Here is a 17,867-nt window from a genome sequence, read left to right as displayed (position 1 = left end):
GCCTTTGCCGAAGGCCTTCCGCATAACCACGTTGGCTTCAGGTGGTGCTCAATCTTGCGCCAGACCACTGACCCGGCGCCAGCGCAGCAGCCGCCTCAGCGCATCGCCCGCGCGATCCCCCGGGCCGCCGTGCGCAGCGTGTCCAGTTGCTGCAGCGCAGCCTGAAGCGGCATCCGCACCGCCGGCGCCTGCAAGGCCACTGCACAGCGCACCGGGCCCTGCGGCTCGTCACGCACCGGCACCGCGACGCACACCAGCCCGTCGATGAACTCCTCCGCGTCGACCGAATGGCCGTCACGCCGGATCTGGTCGAGCTCGGCTTCCAGCGCTTCGCGCGAACGCAGGGTGTGGGCGGTGTAGCGCTGGTACTGGAGCCCGTCGAGCAGGCGCTCGCGCTGGGCCTTCGGCAGATGGGCCAGGAACAACTTGCCGCTGGCCGAGCAGTGCAGCGGGACACGCGAGCCGGGCCCAAGCTCGAGCCGCAGCGGGAAGGCCGTCTCGACCCGGTCGAGGTAGATCACCTCGGCGCCCGACAGCGCCGTCAGGTTGCAGGTCTCGCCCACGTCGGCCACCAGTTGGCGCAGCACCGCGTGCCGCACGCCGGTCGACGTGCTGCCGCGAAGCACGGTCTCGGCAAAGCGCATCAGGCGCGGCGTGATCGCATAGCGGCGGCCGTCGCCGCCGCGCGCCAGCAGGCCGCCAGCCTCGAGCTGCTGCAGCATCCGGTGCACCGAGGGCTTGGGCTGGCCGCTCAGGCGCACCACGTCGACCAGGGTCTGCGGCTCGGGCGCGGCGCACACCAGCTCCAGCAACTGGAGCAGGCGGAGCCCGGGCGTCGCAGCCTGTTCGGCCTCGTTGGGCAAGGCCGGGGATTCGGAAGAACTCATCTGCAAATCTCGAAAATCGAGACTAATTAAAGAATAATTCCGAGATTTTGCAGCAAATTCGATAAAGTACCCAGCAGTGACATTCCGATCTCAATGAATATTTCCCTCGACAACCTGGTCATCACGGGCGCCTGCGGCGGCCTGGGCCGCGCCTTGGCGGCCGAAGCCCTGGGCCGCGGCGCCCGGGTCGCGCTGGTCGGGCTCGACCGCGCCACGCTCGATGCGCTGGCCGCCACGGCCCCGGGCCGGTGCGCGGTCTATACCCCGGACGTCAGCGACAGTGGCGCGATGCAGGCGATGGCCGCGGACTGGACCCGCCGCTTCGGCACGCCTGACGCCGTGATCGCCAACGCCGGCGTGGCGGGCGGCTACGACACCGCGCAGGCCTCGGACCTGGCGGTGTTTCGCCGCATCCTCGAAATCAACTTGCTCGGCGTCGCCACCACCTTCCAGCCCTTCGTGGCCGCGATGCGCAAGCGCGGCCACGGCACGCTGGCCGGAATCGCCAGCCTGGCGGGCCGCCGCGGCCTGCCCGGCAACGGCGCCTACTGCGCCAGCAAGGGCGGCCTGATTCGTTACCTGGAGAGCTTGCGCGCCGAGCTGCGCGCGAGCGGCGTGCGGGTCTGCACCGTGAGCCCGGGCTACCTGCGCACCGCGCTGACGGCAGGCAACCGATTCGCGATGCCCGGGCTGATGGCGCCCGAGGCCGCGGCCCGCGCGATCCTGGGCACGCTCGGCCGGGGGCGGGCCCAGCTCGTGCTGCCGCGCCGTCTGGGCTGGTTGTCGAATGCGCTCGGCCTGCTGCCCGATGCATGGCACGATGCGCTGCTGCTGCGCCAGCCGCGCAAGCCGCGCGCCGGCGAGCCGGGTGCCACGCCGATTCCGGGCTTGTCCGCCGACGCAGCGCCGCGCGCGCCCGCATCCCCCACCGAACCCAGCGCCCGCTGAGCGCCCGTTTCCCATTTCGCCGGAGTCTTCTTTCGTGAGCCAACCTGTGTCCGCACCCGTGCCCTCGCACCAGCAAATCGCCCTGATCGGCGCCGGCCCCTCGGGACTGGCGGGCGCGCGCAACCTGCAGAAGCTGGGCATTCCCTTCCAGGGCTTCGAGGCCTACGACGACGTCGGCGGGCTCTGGAACATCGGCAATCCGCGCAGCACGGTCTACCAGTCGGCCCACCTGATCTCGTCCAAGCGCACCACCGAGTTCGCCGAGTTCCCGATGGCCGAAAGCGTGGCCGACTATCCGAGCCATACCGAACTGAGCCGCTACTTCAGCGACTTCGCCGACCATTTCGACCTGCGCCGCCACTTCCGCTTCGGCGCCCGGGTGATCCGCGTCGAACCGGTGACCGAGAGCGCGTCGACGCTCTGGCGCGTGAGCGTGGACGCCGGCGACGGCCGCGTCGAGAGCGCCGAGTACAAGGGCGTGATCATCGCCAACGGCACCCTGTCCGAGCCCAGCATGCCGCGCTTCGAAGGCCGCTTCGACGGCGAGCTGCTGCACACCTCGGCCTACAAGCATGCGCGGCTGTTCGAGGACAAGCGCGTGCTGGTGGTCGGCGCCGGCAACAGCGGCTGCGACATCGCGGTCGATGCGGTGCACTACGCGAAGAGCGTCGACATCTCGGTGCGGCGCGGCTACTACTTCGTGCCGAAGTACATCTTCGGCAAGCCGGCCGACACGCTCGGCGGCAAGCGGCCGCTGCCGGCCTGGATCAAGCAGCGGCTCGACGCCAAGGTGCTCAAGTGGTTCACCGGCGACCCGGTGCGCTTCGGCTTCCCGAAGCCGGACTACCGCATGTACGAGTCGCATCCGGTGGTGAACTCGCTGGTGCTGCACCACATCGGCCATGGCGACATCGGCGTGCGCGCCGACATCGCCCGGCTCGATGGCCGCACGGTGCGCTTCAAGGACGGCAGCGCGCGCGACTACGACCTCATCCTGTGCGCCACCGGCTACAAGCTGCACTATCCGTTCATCGACCGCACCTGGCTCAACTGGCAAGGCATGGCGCCCAAGCTCTACCTCAACATCTTCGCGCCAGGCTTCGACAACCTGGCGGTGCTCGGCATGATCGAGGCCAGCGGCATCGGCTGGCAGGGCCGCTACGAGCAGGCCGAACTGGTCGCGCGCTACTTCAAGGCGCAGTCCGAAGGCCGGCCGCAGGCAGCCGCGATGAAGCAGGCCAAGGCCGGCCCGACGCCCGACCTGTCGGGCGGCTACAGCTACCTGAAGCTCGAACGCATGGCCTACTACGTCAACAAGGACGCCTATCGCCGCGCTGTGCGTGAAGCCGCCGCGGCGCTGGCCTGAGAAAGCCGCACATGCTGCCTGTCGACGAGGTCCGCCTCAACTTCAACCCGGCCTCGCTGATCGCGCTCAACGCGGTGCTCGGCTTCCTGATGTTCGGCATCGCGCTGGACACCCGCATCGCCGACTTCAAGCGCGTGGCACGGATGCCGGTGGCGATGGCGGTCGGCATCGCGGCGCAGTTCATCGTGCTGCCGGCGGTCACTTTCTGCCTGACGCTGCTGCTGAATCCGGCGCCGAGCATCGCGCTGGGCATGATCCTGGTGGCCTGCTGCCCGCCGGGCAACGTGTCGAACATCCTGACCCATCGCGCCGGCGGCAACGTGGCGCTGTCGGTGTCGATGACCGCGATCTCGAACCTGATCTCGATCGTCGTGATGCCGCTCAATTTCGCCTTCTGGGGCGGGCTGCACCCGACCGCGTCCGCGCTGCTCAAGACCATCGCGCTCGATCCGGCCGAGATGGTGCTGCACATCGTCGCCATCATCGGCGCGCCCTTCGTCATCGGGCTGGCCTGCTCGCACTGGCTGCCGCGGCTCACCGAGCGCATCAAGAAGCCGGCGCGCATCCTGAGCTTCGTGTGCCTGATCGGCTTCATCCTGGCGGCGATCGCCGGCAACTGGCGCTACTTCCTCGACTACGTGAGCCTGGTGCTGCTGGCGGTGGTGCTGCATGACGCGCTGGCCTTCGCCACCGGCTATGCCTGCGCCACGGCCACCGGGCTGGCGGAGTACGACCGCCGCGCGGTCAGCTTCGAAGTGGGCATCCGCAACGCCGGCCTCGGGCTGGTGCTGATCTTCAGTTTCTTCGGCGGCCTCGGCGGCATGGCGGTGGTCGCCGGCGTCTGGGGCTTCTGGGACATCGTCGCGGGCCTCGGGCTCGCCGCCTGGTGGGCGCGCCGCCCCCTGTCTTCACCGGCCGCGCGTTCGGCCTGATTCCCATGGATGCAGTTCTGCCCATCGCGGCACGCCGCGTGCTCGTCACCGGCGCCGACGGTTTTCTCGGCCGCACGGTGGTGGCCGCCCTCGCCGCCCTGCCCGACATCGACTGCGTGGTCGCACTCGACGTCCGCGAGGTGCCGGCCATGCGCCGCGTGCCCGGCGTCACCTATGCCGTGCAGGACGTGCGCGATGCCGGGCTCAGCACCACGCTGAAGCAGCACGCGATCGATGCCGTGGTGCACCTGGCGTCGATCGTCACGCCCGGCCCCGGCAGCACGCGCGAGTTCGAATATTCGGTCGACGTGCTCGGCACCCGCAACGTGCTCGAGGCCTGCGTCGCACAAGGCGTGCGCCACATCGTGGTCTCGTCGAGCGGCGCCGCCTACGGCTACCACGCCGACAACCCGGCCTGGATCGACGAGGACGACGCGCTGCGCGGCAACGCCGCCTTCGCCTACGCCGACCACAAGCGGCTGGTCGAGGAAATGCTGGCCGCCTGGCGCGTCGACCATCCGGCGCTGCAGCAGACGGTGCTGCGCATCGGCACCATCCTGGGCACGCAGGTGCACAACCAGATCACGGCCCTGTTCGAGAAGCCGCGCATCCTCGCGATCCGCGGCTGCGACAGCCCCTTCGTCTTCATCTGGGACGAGGACGTGACCGGCTGCGTGGTGCACGCGATCACCTCCGGGCGCACCGGCTGCTTCAATGTCGCGGGCGATGGTGCGCTGACCCTGCCGCAGATCGCCGCGCTGCTGCGCAAGCCGCTGCTGTCGCTGCCGGCCTCGCTGCTCAAGCTCGCGCTGACCGTTGGCTCGCGGCTCGGCGTCAGCCGCTATGGCCCCGAACAGCTCGATTTCCTGCGCTACCGCCCGGTGCTGTGCAACAAGCGGCTCAAGACCGAGTTCGGCTACGTGCCGAAGAAGACCAGCCTGGAGGCCTTCATGGCGTTCAAGGCCGCGCGTGCGGCGCGCGGCCCCAGCACGCCATGAGCAGCACGCCTGCCCTCAGCCGCGGCGACCTCGCCCGCGCCCTGTGCGTGGTGCTGATCTGGGGCCTGAATTTCGTCGCCATGAAGCTCGGGCTGCAGGACCTGAGTCCGATGCTGCTGGGTGCGCTGCGCTTCGCCGCCGCGTCGCTGCCGCTGCTGCTGTTCGTGCCCCGGCCGCCGCTGCCCTGGCGCTATTTCGCAGCCTATGGGTTGGCGCAGGGGGTGGGCCAGTTCGGCCTGCTGTTTCTCGGCCTCCAGCTCGGGATGACCGCGGGCATGGCCTCGGTCGTGATGCAGACCCAGGCCTTCTTCACGCTGCTGCTGGCCGGGCCGCTGCTCGGCGAACGCGCGCGGCGTGACCAGTGGCTCGGCCTCGCCGTGGCGCTCGCGGGCCTGCTGGTGATTGCCACCGCGCACGGCAATGGTCCCGGCCAGATGACCTTGATCGGCTTCATCCTCACGCTGTCGGCCGCGTTCATGTGGGCCGCCTCCAACGTCGTGGTGCGCTTCGCGGTACGGACGACGCCGGGCTACGACCCCTTCGGCTTCATCGTCTGGAGCAGCGTGGTGCCGGTGCTGCCCTTCCTCCTGCTCGCGGTGGCGATGGACGGATCCGCGCAGGTGCTGCGCCAGCTCGGCGGGCTCGATCTGCGGGCGCTGCTGGCGGTGCTGTTCCTGGCCTGGTTCGCGACCCTGCTCGCCTACACGCTCTGGACGCGCCTGCTGCAGCGCCACCCGGCCGGCCGCGTGGTGCCGTTCTCGCTGCTGGTGCCGGTGGTCGGCCTCGCCGCCGCGGCGCTGGCCTTTGGCGAACGCCCGAGCCCGGCGCAATGGCTCGGTACCGCCGCGGTGCTGGCAGGGCTGGTGATCAACCAGGGCATGGCGGGGCGCCTGCGGGACTGGTGGAAGCGGCGCCGGCCGGCCGCCGTCTAGCGCTGCGCCTTGTCCTTCTGGTTCTGGGCCTCGATGCGTTCGCGCGCGGCCAGCCAGTCGGCGTCGCTCCACTGGCGCAGTTCGTAGAAGTTGCCGCCGGTGGCCATCGCATTGCCGCCGTCCATCATGATGCTCTGCCCCGTGAGCCAATCGCACTGCCCTCGCGCCATCAGGAAGGCCGCGAGGTTCTGCAGTTCGCTCATCATCCCGGTGCGCGCCATCGGGTTGTTGGCCTTGCTGCGGGCGCCGGGCTCCTCGCCGGGGTTGAGCCGCTTGCTCATGCCCTCGGTCGGAATCTCGCCCGGTCCGACCGCATTCAGGCGGATGCCGTAGCGCGCCCACTCGATCGCCAGCGACTTGGTCATCACCTCGATGCCGGCCTTGCTCATCGCCGACGGCACCACGTAGGGGCTGCCGTTGTCGACCCAGGTCACGATGATGCTCATGACGCTGCGGTACGGGTCGCCGGCCTTCCACTTGCCCTGCTTCGCCTCGGCCACCCAACGCTTGCCCACGGCCTGCGTGACATAGAAGCTGCCGTGGAAGACGATGTTGGCGACCGCGTCGAAGGCGCGCGGCGACAGCGCCTCGGTCGGCGAGACGAAGTTGCCGGCCGCGTTGTTGACGAGCCCCGTCAGCCCGCCCGAATGCCACAGGCTGTCGGCCATCTCGTCCACCGCCTGCGCATTGCGGATGTCGACGCCGAAGGTGTCGATGCGGCGCTCCGGAAACTGGCTGCGCCATTGGGCCGCCGTCTCTTCGCAGACGCTTTGACGGCGGCCGCAGATCGCGACGTCGGCGCCGAGGGCGAGGAATCGCTCGGCCATCGAGCGGCCGAGTCCGGTGCCGCCGCCGGTCACGAGAATGCGCTGGCCGGCCATGAGATCGTTCTGGAACATGAAGGTCTCCTTGTCTTGTGTGGATCGGGCGGTTGCAAGGCGCATCGTAGAGCGCCTGCGCCGAGCCGGTAAGCTCTATCTCGCCGCCACTTTTCTTTTCTCAAGGACGCCCGCCGATGCCGACCTCTGTCCCCGCCGAAGCCCCCTTCATGCCGCTGGCCGGCGTGCGCATCCTGAGCCTGGCGCTCAACCTGCCCGGACCCGCCGCGCTGATGCGCTGCCGCGCCATGGGCGCCGCCTGCCTCAAGTTCGAACCGCCGGCGGGCGACCCGATGGGCCACTACAACCGGCCCGCCTACGCCGCGCTGCACGAGGGCGTGACGGTGGAAGTGGTCGACCTGAAGGCCGAGGCCGGCCGTGACAGGCTGCACGAGGCGCTGGACGCCACCGACGTGCTGCTGACCTCGTTCCGGCCCTCGGCGCTGGCCAAGCTCGGGCTCGACTGGGCGGCGCTGCAGGCCCGCCACCCGAGACTGTCGCAGGTCGCGATCGTCGGCGCACCCGGCGAGCGCGCCGAGGAGCCCGGGCACGACCTCACCTACCTGGCGGAAAGCGGGCTGGTCACCGGCACCGCATTGCCGCCCACGCTCTTCGCCGACATGGGCGGCGCCTTGCTGGCCAGCGAAGCGGTGCTGCAGGCGGCCCTGCGCACCGGCGCCTCGCACACCGCCGGCATCTACCGCGAAGTGGCGTTGAACGCCGCCGCCGACTGGCTCGCGCTGCCGCGCAGTTGGGGGCTGACGCAACCGCAGGGCGCGGTCGGCGGTGCCCACGCGGGGTACCGGGTCTATCCGTGCGCCGATGGCCGGGCGGCGGTCGCAGCGCTCGAACCGCATTTCGCTGTCAGGCTGTGCGAAGCCGCAGGGTTGCCGGCGGGCGACATGCTGTCGCCGGCGACCCACGAGGAGCTGGCGCAATGGTTCGCCCGCCGCAGCCGGGCCGAACTCGACGCCATCGCCCGCGAGCGCGACCTGCCGCTGCTCACGCTGGTCGGCTGATCCGAGTCACCTGGATCCAACCCACCGGGCAGGCCTGGATGGTCGGGAAATAGCCGATCGGGTTCTGGCAGTACCAGAGCACCGGCACGGCGACGCGCCCGACCCCGGGCGTCGTGCGCAACGCACGATTCACGCCGCCGGGGCTGCCTCCTTGCATGCCGTTGCCGTTGAAGGCCAGGCTCGTCGTCGCGCCGCCCGCCAGGGCGGCCGTCATCGCGAGGGCCAATGCGAATCTCTTCATGGAGCACCTCCGCCGGAAGTCGGTGTTGGACTTCGGCCGGCGACAGGGAGTTCAGGCGCCCGGGCCACGGGCGAGGACGCGCGGCGCTCCTGCATGCGTCCCAGCGTCGCCGACAGGACGACCCAGGCGAGCGCCACCGGCAGCGCGCACAGTGCGATGGCGCCGATCTTGAGTCCGATCAGGTGCAGCATGTCGTAGACCCAGCCGTAGAGCGCATCGGAGCCCCGGTAGATCACGACGTCGATGAGGTTTTTCGCCTTGTACTTCTCCTCGCGCCCGACCACCGTGAAGAACACCTGCCGTGCCGGATTGGCGATGGCGAAGTTCATCCACCGCTGGACCACCTGGAACACCAGCACCACCGCGAGGGTCGGCGCCATCGCCAGGCACAGGAAGCCGACGACATAGACTGCCGGCAGCGCGGCCGCCGCCATGCCGGTACCGAAACGCTGGAGCAGGCGGCCGGTGGCGAACACCTGGGTCGCCAGCGTCAGCAGGCCCACGGCCAGGTCGATGCTGGCGAAGATCCGGGTCTGCGCGCCCGCGCCCTGCACCGCCGCGGCCACCACGTTGGCCTGCATGAAGTAGAGCATCGTGGCGCCAAAGGACAGCAAGCTGACCCAGGCGCCGACGCCGAGCAGGTAAGGGGAGCGCAGCAGCCCCGACAGTCCGGCGAAGGCGCCGCCCCCCACCCGGCCCTCGATGCCGCGCCGAGGGCCTGCGCCGGTCGCGCCCACGCTGCGTTCGAGCCGATGGGCACAGAACACCGCCGCTTCGAGGAAGACGATGGCCACGATCAGCAGGTTGTGCGGCCCGAGCGGCACAGACAGCGCGATCGTGATCACCGGCCCCAGCAGCGCGCCCGCGGTGCCGCCGGCACCGATGAAGCCGAACAGCCGCTTGCCCTGCTCGCTGGTGAACAGATCGGCCATGAACGACCAGAACACCGCGACCGCGAACAGGTTGAAGACACTGACCCAGACGAAGAACACCCGCGCCACGATCACCGGCGCGATGCCGAGCGCCAGCAGCACCCAGAACAGCGCGAGGTTGAGGACGAAGAAGTGGTAGACCACCGGGATGAACCGGGCCCGCGGCAGCCTCGCCACCAGCGCGCCGAAGACCGGCTGCGCGGCCAGCAGCGTCACGAAGGTCGCGGTGAACAGCCACGGCAGCGCCCGCGTCCCGCCGGCGATGCCCATCTGGTCGCGCAGCGGCCGCAGCACGTAGTAGCCCGCCAGGAGCGCGAAGAAATAACCGAAAGACCACCACGCCGCCGCCAACTCCTGCGGCGTCGCCGGAACGGCACGGCGCAGCCAGCGCCGCAACGCCGTCATGGCGCCAGCGACAGCTTCTGCCTGAGTTCGGCGGCGCTCACCGCCTGCCCGTAGCCGGGACCGCCGCGCTGGAAGCGCCGGGCATCGGCCAGCTTGCCGACCACCACGGGGTCGAAGCCGGCATCGCCGACCAGCCTCGCCGCGACCCGGACGGCCTCGGGATCGTCGCCGGCGATCGGGATCGCCAGCCTGGGCGCGGGCCGGTTGGCTTCCCGCGCGAAGATCGTGTAGGACATCGTGTTGAACGCCCGCACCAGCCGTGCGCCTGAAAGGTATTTCTGCGAGACGACGCCGATGCCCTCCTGCTCGACCTCGTCGGCCACGGTGCCGTCGCGCGAGGCCACCGCGTTGCAGGCGTCGAGCAGGACCTTGCCCTTGAGGGCGGCTCCGTGGTCTTGGCCGATCTGGGGCAGTGCGCCATAGGGCACCGCGATGAACAGCGCATCGCCGAACGCGATCGCCTGCGCGACCGTGCCGGCACTGGCGAGCGGCCCGAGGCTGGCCACCAGGTCCTTGAGCTCTTCCGGATGGCGCGACGACAACATCACCGGATGGCCGGCCTTGACCCACAGTCCGCCGATGGTGCCGCCGATGCGGCCGGCGCCGATGATGCCGATGCGCATGCCGCCCGCCGGCTGCGCCCAGACGCCCTGCGGGCCAAGCGCCGCGAGCACAAGCCAGCTGCCGCCCGCGGCGAGCAGGCCGCGCCGGGCGCGATCGAAGGGATGATGTTGCGGCATCGAAACCTCCTGCAGTTCCGGGCCATCATCCGCCGCCCGGCAGGGCCGCGCAAGGCGCCCGGGCGCGCCCGGCCAGGGTCAGAGCTTGATGCCGGCCGCCTTGACCGTCGGGCCGAGCACCCCCACCTGCTCCTTCACGATCGCTTCGAACCGCGCCGTACTCTCGGGCTTGGCGACGATCCCCAGCTCGATCAGCTTCTTCTGGACCTCCGGCATCACCAGCACCTCGTTGCAGGCGTCGTGCAGGCGCACCACCATCTCGGGCGGCAGCCTGGCCGGGCCGCTCAGGCCGAAGAAGTTCTCCAGCACCAGCTTCGGCTGGCCGACCTCGACGATGGTCGGCACCTCGGGCATCAGCGGCGATCGCGCGCTGCCGGTCACGGCCAGCGGTACCAGCTGGCCGTTCTTGAAGAAGGGCACGTAGGCGGTGATGACGTCGATGCCGACCGGGATCACGTTGGCCAGCAGGTCGGTGGTCATCGGCGCGCCGCCGCGGTAGGGCACGTGCACGAGGTTGGCGCCGGTGGTCTTGCGGATCAGCTCGCCGTGGATGTGGCCGATCGATCCCGGGCCGCCGGAGCCGAAGTCCAGCCGGCCGTCCTTGCGGGCCCGCGCCTCCAGCTCGGCGAAGCTCGTGATGCCCGAGGGCTTGCTGGCCATGACCACCAGCGGGGCGGAGCCCAGGGAGACGATGTGGGTGAACGCGGCCACCGGGTCGTAGGGCTGCTTCTCGAGCGTGAACGGGCCGAGCGCGAGCGGGGTCGAGTTCGACAGCATGAAGGTGTAGCCGTCGGGCGCCGCGGCCGCCACCTGGGCGCCGCCGATGGTGCCGCCGGCGCCGGGCTTGTTGTCGACCACCACCGCCTGGCCGAGCTTCTTGCCCAACTGCTCGGCCAGCACGCGCGCCAGGATGTCGCTCGATCCGCCGGGCGGGAAGGTGACGATGATCTTGATCGGCTTGTCGGGCCACTGCGCCAGCGCCAGCGCCGGCAGCGCCAGCGAGGCGGCGCCGGCAGCCAGCAGTTGGAGGGCGCCGCGACGTGTGGTGGAGGTCGGGATGGTCATGCGGTGGTGCAGCAAAAGTGATGCCCGACTGTAGGAACGCCGGCATGGCACGCCAATCGCTAGGCAGCAATCAGCGGCATAGCAAAGTGCCGCCCCGGAGCCCGCCGGCGACTGGCGCTGGTGCCCCGGGGCACCAAAGCTGTGCAGGAGACACGCCATGTCACGCGCCAACGACCCATTCGACACCTACCTGCTGCGCGTCTTCAGCATCCTGATGAACGAGCGCAGCGTCTCGCGCGCTGCGACGCGCCTGAACCAGTCGCAGCCCGCGGTCAGCACGGCGCTGAAGCGGCTGCGCGAGATCTTCGACGACCCGCTCCTCATCAAGGACAAGCAGCGCATGGTGCCGACCGAGCGCGCCCTGCAGCTCGAGGCCTCGGTCCGCGTGGTGCTCGGCGAGATCGACGCCCTGCTCTCGCCCGGCGACGTCTTCGACCCGGCCACCACCCGCCAGACCTTCCGCATCGGCACGCCCGACTACCTGGCGCCGCCGCTGATGGCGGCCGTGGTGCAGTACCTGCGCACCACCGCGCCCGGGGCGCGAATGCTGCTGCAGCCGCTCGGGCCCGACTACGACTACGACGGCGCCCTGGCCGACGGCGAGATCGACGTCGTGATCGGCAACTGGCCGCAGCCGCCCGAGCACCTGCGCACCACCTTGCTGCTGGAGGACGAGATCGTCTGCCTGGTCGACCGCGACCACCCCGGCGCCAGCGGCATGCGCGCCACCGACTACCTCCAGGGCTCGCACGTGGTGCCGCTGCTCTACAGCGGGCTGCAGCGCGGCGTGGTCGAGACCCACCTGGCGGCCCAGCGGCTGACCCGCACGCCGACCGTCACGGTGCCCTTCTTCTCGATGGCGCCGCACCTGCTGCCCGGCACCGACCTGATCTTCACTACCAGCCGGCATTTCGCGCTGCACTTCGCCGCGATGCTGCCGCTGGCCGTGGTGCCGGCGCCGATCGACTTCCCGCCGATGCGCTTCTACCAGCTCTGGCATGGCCGCAACCAGCATGCGCCGGGCCACATCTGGTTCCGCTCGCTGCTGTCGGCCGTGATGCGCACGGCCAGCGCGACCCGCCACCTGCGCGTCAGCGCGCCGCCTTCGGAAGTCCGCCTCGCGGCCTGAATCGCAGGCCACGTCGGCCGCTTGGCGTAGGCCGTCCGGAAAACGGTCGGCGGCGAGACTTTGAATCAAAATGCCGGGTCCAGACCCACACCCGGTCCCCATGCCCGCCCTGCCCCACCCGCTGCTGAACCCCGAGCACATCGCGATGATCGACAAGGGCGTCTCGACCATCGTCGCCTCGCGCAATGCCGCGCATCGGCCGAGCCTGATGCGCGCGGTCGGCGCCGCCATCGCGCCCGACGGCGGCGAGGTCACGGTCTATCTCGCGCGCAGCCGGTCGCGCCAGTTGCTGCAGGACGTCGCGGCGACCGGCCAGGTCGCGGTGGTCTTCAGCGAACCGCTGAGCCATCGCACCGTGCAGGTCAAGGCGGGCGAAGTCGAACTGCGCAGCGCCGTCGACGGCGACGCACCCGTCCTGCAGCGCTACCTGCGCTCGATGGAGCACGAGATCGGCAACGTCGGCTTGAGCGCTGACTTCGTGCAGGCGATGCTGGCCTGCCGGCTGGACGACGTGGTGGCGATCCGCTTCCGACCGAGCGAAGCCTACGACCAGACGCCCGGCCCCAAGGCTGGCAGCGCGCTGCCGGCCGCCTGACCCCTCATGAACGCACGCCAGCCGTCGCCGTCGCTGCACGCGATCCGCGCCTGCTTCGAGGGCGCCATCCCGGCAGTGATGGCGACCTGCTCGGAAGACGGCACGCCCAACGTCGCCTACATCTCGCAGGTCTACTACGTCGACGAGCGGCACGTGGCGCTGTCCTTTCAGTTCTTCAACAAGACCCGCAAGAACATCCTGGCCAACCCGTACGCGACGGTGCTGGTGCTGGACCCGACGGTCGCCGCCATGTACCGCCTCGAGCTGCGCTACCTGCGCACCGAGACCGAAGGGCCGCGCTTCGAAGGCATGAAGGCGCAGCTGGCCGGCATCGCCTCGCACAGCGGCATGGCGGCCGTGTTCCGGCTGCTCGGCGCCGACATCTACGAGGTCGAGGCGATCGAGGCCGTCGAAGGCGAACGGCTCGCGCCGCCGCCGCCGCGCCACGGCCTGCTGGCCGGCGTGCGCCGCTCGGCCGAGCGGCTGGCCGCCTGCTGCGCCACCGACGAGTTGCTGCAGGGCGTGCTGGCCGTGCTCAACGACCAGCTCGACATCCACCATGCGATGGTGCTGATGCGCGACGGCGCGACCGAGCGCCTCTACACCGTGGCGAGCTGCGGCTACGCCACCTCGGGCGTCGGCTCCGAGATCGAGATCGGCCATGGCGTGATCGGGGTCGCCGCGCGCGAGCGCACGCCGGTCCGCATCAGTCACATGACGAACGCGGCGAACTACAGTCATGCGGTGCGCAGCAGCATGCGCGAGATCGAGCCCGGCCTGGTGCTCGACACCGAGATCCCGTTTCCGGGCCTGGCCGAGCCTCGCAGCCAGCTGGCGGTGCCGATCGTCTCCAGCGACCGCCTGCTGGGCGCACTGTTCGTCGAGAGTCCGATCGACATGCGCTTCGGTTTCGAGGACGAGGACGCGCTGGTCGCCATCGCCGGCCACCTAGGCGCCGCGCTGGAGCTGCTGCGCACCGGCGACGAGGCGGTGGCGGCGGCCGCGGCCGAAGCACCCGCCCGAGCGCCGCCGCCCTCCGGCGCGCCGATCGCGGTGCGCCACTACCTCGCCAACAGCAGCATCTTCATCGGCGACAGCTACCTCATCAAGGGCGTCGCAGGCGCCATCCTCGGCAAGCTGCTGCGCGAGCACACGCAGCAGGGCCGCAGCGAATTCAGCAACCGCGAGCTGCGGCTCGACCCTGCGCTGCGCCTGCCCGACCTGTCGGACAACCTGGAGGCACGACTGGTGCTGCTGCAGCGCCGGCTGCAGGAGAACAGCCCGCACATCCGGATCGAGAAGACCGGCCGCGGGCGCTTCCTGCTGCGGGTCGAGCGGCCGGTCGCGCTGCAGGAGATTGCCTAGGCCGCCAACCCCAGGCTCTGGCAGAGCTTGGCCCACTCGCGCTCGCTCAGGTGCGGTCGCACCACGTCCAGCGCGGCAGCGAAGGCCGGCGCCGGTGCATGGGCGCGCATGTCGCCCAGCATCGCGGCGCGCTCGATGGGGTTCATGAAGGGCACCATCCAGCGCAGCACGTACATCATCTCGTCGGGCGGGATCGACGCCACCAGCGCGTCGTGGATCTCGATCAGCTCGGCATCGGTGTAGCGCGCCCACAGTACCGCGTTGTGCGCCGTCTCCTCGACGTGCATGTGCTCGAAGTTGTGGGCGATGAACAGCGACAGCGCGCGGTACAGCGCCAGCGCGGCGGCCGGGCGACCCGCCGGTTCGCATTGCAGCAGCGCCGTGGTCTGTTCGGCCAGCGCGACGATGGCATGCAGGTGCTCCTCGTGCTCGTGCGCGATCCTGCCGCTGGCGCCGGGTGCGCGGGCCTCCAGCGCCGGGTGGATGAAGTCGTTCTCGTGCTGCAGGTGCGCGCGGCAGAAGTCGAGCAGCTCGAGCACGCGCTGCGTCACCTGCGCACGCTCCAGCGCGTCCTCGCTGTCCATCCGGCCGACGGCCAGCAGGGTGTCGGCCATCAGCGCGCGCAGCGCCTTGTGGATGCCGGCATACATGTCGACGCGGGGCGCTGCGGCCTCCGCGACAAGGCGCAGTTCGCGCTGATCGATGTTCATGGGGTCCTTCCTTCCGGGTTCAGCGGCCGGCGCACCGTGCGCCCGCCTGCTGGAAAGAAGTCTAGGAATCGAAGCCCGCGGGCGCTGCTAAGAATTGCTTAAGCAATCCCTCACGGAACCTTAAATTTCGCCCGCGGCGGCCGCCGCCTCAGGAGGCGGGCAGCGTCAGCGCGGTCAGTTGCCGGTCGAAGCGCAGCAGCCACAGGCGCGTCGGCCGTTCGGTGTCGCTGCCGCGCGTGAGGCGGGCGACCACAACGCCCGCCGGGCATCCGCTCAGGATCGCGCCGGCGGCGTCGACGGAGCAGTCCTCGATGCTGCCTGCCACCCGCTGGCCACTGGCGTCCAGCAGCATGGTGGACAGCCCGAAGTCGTTGTCGTTGACCAGGGCCAGCGTGTGGTCGTCCACCAGCGTGAGGCCTTCGGCCTTCTCCGCCATCCAGCCGAGCGCGTTGAGGTCGAGCAGTTCGGTCTTCTTCATCGTCACCACGCCCGACCAGTCGGCGCCGTTCGACACCGCCTGCGTGATGCTGCTGATCTCGAGGTTGTGGTCCAGCGCCGCGATGTCGGTCGCATTGGCCGGGATCTCGACCAGCATCAGCTTGTTGAACACCTTCGCATCGCTTTTGCGCGCCCCTTGCTCGATCACGATGAAGCGGCCGTTGCCCAGGCTCACGACGTCGCCGAGCTTGGCGTTGCCGGTGCGGTCCTTGTCGTACTGGCTGCCATCGATCGGATAGGCATAGAGCTTCGAGTGCTCGGTGCCCGGATCGAACTCGAGCCAGCGCGTGAACTTGGCGATGTGCCGCACGTCGGTGTTGCTGCCGCCGGGCGGCTTGGCCTTGAGCGACTTGCCGGCGCCGTCGCGCGGATCGATCGGACTCTGCAGGAAGCCATGCAGCCGGCCGCTGGCGACATCGAGCGTCAGGCCTTCCATGCCGCGGTTCGGGCGCCGCTGCGCCAGCACCGCCGGCAGGTCCGTCGCACCGGCACCCGGCGCGTACTTCTTCTCGATCACGCCGGTGTCGATGTTGATGCGCACGATGAAGGGACCGTACTCGTCGCTGCTCCACAGCACCTTGCGCGCCTTGTCGAGCACCAGGGTCTCGGGGTCGAGGCCGTTGGCGTCGAAGTTGGCCTTGGCCGCGTCGAAGACATAGGCATCGGTCAGCGGCGTCTCCCCGGTCGCACCGACGCCCGACTGCGGCGGCAGGCCGGTGGCCTTGCGCGTTGCGTCCACCTTGAGGGCGACGCTGTTCTGCAACCGGGCACCGGTCTTGCCGATCGTGACCAGGCCGAAGCTCGGCGCGAACGAGGGGGCCGGGAACACCTTGCTGATGCTGGTGCCGGCGCCGCCGGGCACCGGCGCGGTCGGACCGTCGCCGTTGGGGCCGCGATCGGTGATCGCGTAGAACTCCAGCGCGCCGTCGGCGGCCGTGCCCTTGAAGGCCAGGCCGGAGCCGTAGGCCGGCAGGAAGCCGTTCGGGAAGTCGGCCCGGATCTTGTCGTTCGCCCCTTCGTAGGGCACGTTGAACTTGGCGTCGGCCTGCAGTTGATGACGGGTGACGCTGACCGCGATGCTGCCCAGCGCGTTGGTCTGGGTCGCGGTCTCGACCACTGGCGCACCGAGCTGCGAAGCCAGCGTGTTCTCGAAATGCTCGCGTGCCAGGGCGCGTCGGCCGGCGTCGGACACCCGGGTTGCGTAGGGCGCGGGCAGCGTGGCCAGCAGCGTGCTGAGCGCCGTGTCGAAGCTCGCGGCCGATGCCGAGAAATCGAGCGCGCCGGCCTTCAGTGCGTTCTTCATTGCGTCCGTGATGCGGATGCCGTTGCTCGGGTCGCCGTCTTCGTCGAAGCTTTGCAGAGCGACCAGGCGGTTGACGACGGCGTCGGCCTTCAGGCCGTCGGCCGTGGCCTGCTGGCCGGCGAGCGCCAGCGGGGTGATCGACGTGCCGCAGGCGGCGCTGCCGATGGCGAGCGCGCCGAGGCTGAAGCTCACGGTCTCGCCCGCCTTGCAGGCGAACTCGCCCTTGGCGGAGGTGACGGCCTTGGCGGCCGTGCCCGCGACGTAGTCCAGGCCCTCTACCGCGGCATCGAGGAAGACACCGCTCACGCTCTGGCCCGCCGTCACGTTGCCGCCGCTGCCCGTGCTGCCTCCCGTGCCGCCGGTGCTCGCGCCTCCCGCCGGCAGCGCGAACCCGCCGCCGCTCCCGCCGCCGCATGCGGCCACCACGAGGCCGGCGCCCACCGCCGCCAGCCACGTCATCCTCGATCGCTCGTTCATTGTTGGTTGTTCCTGCAGAGTGAAGCCCGCGCAACGCGCGCGAGCCCCCGGCATTAGCGCGGATGTTTGTGACGGCGGCGTGAATGAGTGGCCGACGCCCAGGGCGAATGGCGCTAAGAGGCGCGCTGGGCTGGGTCCTCCATCCAGACGGGGACGTCTCGTCGACCATGCAGCACGCGCCAGACGTCGATGTGGTCGTCGCGCTCGACGTAGAACACCGAACAGGAATACCAGGTCAGGGTCCAGAAGCGAACACCGGGCAGGTTCAGCTCGTGGGCGAAACGCGAGGACCCGTTGGCGGGATGCCGGCCGATGTTCGCGTAGGCCCGCTCCAAGGCTTCGATGAATCCCAGGGCGGCCTGCCTGGCGTGCTCCGCCAAGTGGTGCGCGATGACCTCGTCGACGTCCAAGTGGGCCTGCTCGCCCGGGACGAGTCCACGAAGGCCT

General features: G+C 70.2%; 18 protein-coding genes. 9 read left to right on the top strand and 9 right to left on the bottom strand.

The genetic code is table 11. The features are described 5' to 3' along the window. Positions 1-95: 95 nt before the first annotated feature. Positions 96-887 (bottom strand): IclR family transcriptional regulator, encoded by a 792-nt coding sequence (locus QZH52_RS13640; RefSeq protein WP_301809718.1) that lies wholly within the window; start codon positions 885-887, stop codon positions 96-98. 93 nt (positions 888-980) lie between these two features. Here QZH52_RS13640 and QZH52_RS13635 point away from each other — a divergent pair, with 93 nt between their 5' ends. The 5 genes from QZH52_RS13635 to QZH52_RS13615 are packed head-to-tail and all read left to right on the top strand — an operon-like array spanning position 981 to position 6,063. Beyond that, positions 981-1,835, top strand: a complete 855-nt coding sequence (locus tag QZH52_RS13635) for an SDR family oxidoreductase (RefSeq protein WP_301809715.1) — start codon at positions 981-983, stop codon at positions 1,833-1,835. A 34-nt stretch (positions 1,836-1,869) separates the two neighbouring features. Next, positions 1,870-3,201 carry a flavin-containing monooxygenase gene (locus QZH52_RS13630; RefSeq protein ID WP_301809712.1) on the top strand — a complete coding sequence of 444 codons (1,332 nt, stop codon included), beginning with the start codon at positions 1,870-1,872 and terminating at the stop codon, positions 3,199-3,201. Between the two features lie 11 nt (positions 3,202-3,212). Next, complete coding sequence (locus tag QZH52_RS13625; protein ID WP_301809710.1) at positions 3,213-4,133, top strand: bile acid:sodium symporter family protein; 921 nt, start codon at positions 3,213-3,215, stop codon at positions 4,131-4,133. 5 nt (positions 4,134-4,138) lie between these two features. Beyond that, positions 4,139-5,131, top strand: coding sequence for an SDR family oxidoreductase (locus tag QZH52_RS13620; RefSeq protein WP_301809707.1), 993 nt, complete (start codon positions 4,139-4,141; stop codon positions 5,129-5,131). Further along, complete coding sequence (locus QZH52_RS13615; protein WP_301809704.1) at positions 5,128-6,063, top strand: EamA family transporter; 936 nt, start codon at positions 5,128-5,130, stop codon at positions 6,061-6,063. The genes QZH52_RS13620 and QZH52_RS13615 overlap by 4 nt, the downstream gene beginning before the upstream one ends. Here the strand turns inward: QZH52_RS13615 and QZH52_RS13610 are convergent. Then, positions 6,060-6,962: an SDR family oxidoreductase gene (locus QZH52_RS13610; protein ID WP_301809702.1), complete on the bottom strand. Its 903-nt coding sequence runs from the start codon at positions 6,960-6,962 to the stop codon at positions 6,060-6,062. The two genes, QZH52_RS13615 and QZH52_RS13610, sit on opposite strands and share 4 nt — an antisense overlap. Before the next feature lie 116 nt (positions 6,963-7,078). Here QZH52_RS13610 and QZH52_RS13605 point away from each other — a divergent pair, with 116 nt between their 5' ends. Then, the gene (locus QZH52_RS13605) at positions 7,079-7,960 is read left to right on the top strand and encodes a CoA transferase (protein ID WP_301809699.1); all 882 of its coding nucleotides are present in this window, start codon (positions 7,079-7,081) and stop codon (positions 7,958-7,960) included. Here the strand turns inward: QZH52_RS13605 and QZH52_RS13600 are convergent. The 4 genes from QZH52_RS13600 to QZH52_RS13585 form a co-directional block, all read right to left on the bottom strand. Further along, positions 7,944-8,201: a hypothetical protein gene (locus QZH52_RS13600; protein WP_301809697.1), complete on the bottom strand. Its 258-nt coding sequence runs from the start codon at positions 8,199-8,201 to the stop codon at positions 7,944-7,946. The genes QZH52_RS13605 and QZH52_RS13600 overlap by 17 nt on opposite strands. After that, positions 8,198-9,538 (bottom strand): NTP/NDP exchange transporter, encoded by a 1,341-nt coding sequence (locus tag QZH52_RS13595; RefSeq protein WP_301809695.1) that lies wholly within the window; start codon positions 9,536-9,538, stop codon positions 8,198-8,200. The genes QZH52_RS13600 and QZH52_RS13595 overlap by 4 nt, the downstream gene beginning before the upstream one ends. After that, a complete protein-coding gene (locus tag QZH52_RS13590) occupies positions 9,535-10,278 on the bottom strand; it encodes an NADPH-dependent F420 reductase (protein WP_301809692.1) in 744 nt (247 codons plus the stop codon). The genes QZH52_RS13595 and QZH52_RS13590 overlap by 4 nt, the downstream gene beginning before the upstream one ends. A gap of 78 nt (positions 10,279-10,356) precedes the next feature. Next, the gene (locus QZH52_RS13585) at positions 10,357-11,343 is read right to left on the bottom strand and encodes a Bug family tripartite tricarboxylate transporter substrate binding protein (RefSeq protein ID WP_301809689.1); all 987 of its coding nucleotides are present in this window, start codon (positions 11,341-11,343) and stop codon (positions 10,357-10,359) included. Between the two features lie 157 nt (positions 11,344-11,500). Here QZH52_RS13585 and QZH52_RS13580 point away from each other — a divergent pair, with 157 nt between their 5' ends. The 3 genes from QZH52_RS13580 to QZH52_RS13570 all read left to right on the top strand — a co-directional run bounded on the left by QZH52_RS13580 (position 11,501) and on the right by QZH52_RS13570 (position 14,432). Beyond that, positions 11,501-12,472, top strand: coding sequence for a LysR family transcriptional regulator (locus tag QZH52_RS13580; RefSeq protein WP_286524028.1), 972 nt, complete (start codon positions 11,501-11,503; stop codon positions 12,470-12,472). A 100-nt stretch (positions 12,473-12,572) separates the two neighbouring features. Next, the gene (locus QZH52_RS13575; RefSeq protein WP_301809684.1) at positions 12,573-13,067 is read left to right on the top strand and encodes a hypothetical protein; all 495 of its coding nucleotides are present in this window, start codon (positions 12,573-12,575) and stop codon (positions 13,065-13,067) included. 6 nt (positions 13,068-13,073) lie between these two features. Continuing rightward, on the top strand, positions 13,074-14,432 hold the full coding sequence (locus QZH52_RS13570; RefSeq protein ID WP_301809681.1) for a GAF domain-containing protein: 1,359 nt from the start codon (positions 13,074-13,076) through the stop codon (positions 14,430-14,432). Here the strand turns inward: QZH52_RS13570 and QZH52_RS13565 are convergent. The 3 genes from QZH52_RS13565 to QZH52_RS13555 all read right to left on the bottom strand — a co-directional run bounded on the left by QZH52_RS13565 (position 14,429) and on the right by QZH52_RS13555 (position 17,830). Beyond that, positions 14,429-15,142, bottom strand: coding sequence for a hemerythrin domain-containing protein (locus tag QZH52_RS13565; protein WP_301809679.1), 714 nt, complete (start codon positions 15,140-15,142; stop codon positions 14,429-14,431). The genes QZH52_RS13570 and QZH52_RS13565 overlap by 4 nt on opposite strands. 148 nt (positions 15,143-15,290) lie before the next feature. Further along, entirely contained in the window at positions 15,291-17,420 is a 2,130-nt protein-coding gene (locus QZH52_RS13560; RefSeq protein WP_301809677.1) for an esterase-like activity of phytase family protein, read from the bottom strand. A gap of 113 nt (positions 17,421-17,533) precedes the next feature. Continuing rightward, entirely contained in the window at positions 17,534-17,830 is a 297-nt protein-coding gene (locus QZH52_RS13555; protein ID WP_301809674.1) for a type II toxin-antitoxin system RelE/ParE family toxin, read from the bottom strand. Positions 17,831-17,867 lie beyond the last annotated feature (37 nt).

It is taken from the genome of Variovorax ginsengisoli (genome assembly GCF_030486595.1).
Classification (GTDB): Bacteria; Pseudomonadota; Gammaproteobacteria; order Burkholderiales; family Burkholderiaceae_C; genus Variovorax; species Variovorax ginsengisoli_B.
The sequence above is the reverse complement of the archived record's forward strand: the minus strand, read 5'-3'. Positions and strand labels throughout refer to the sequence as shown.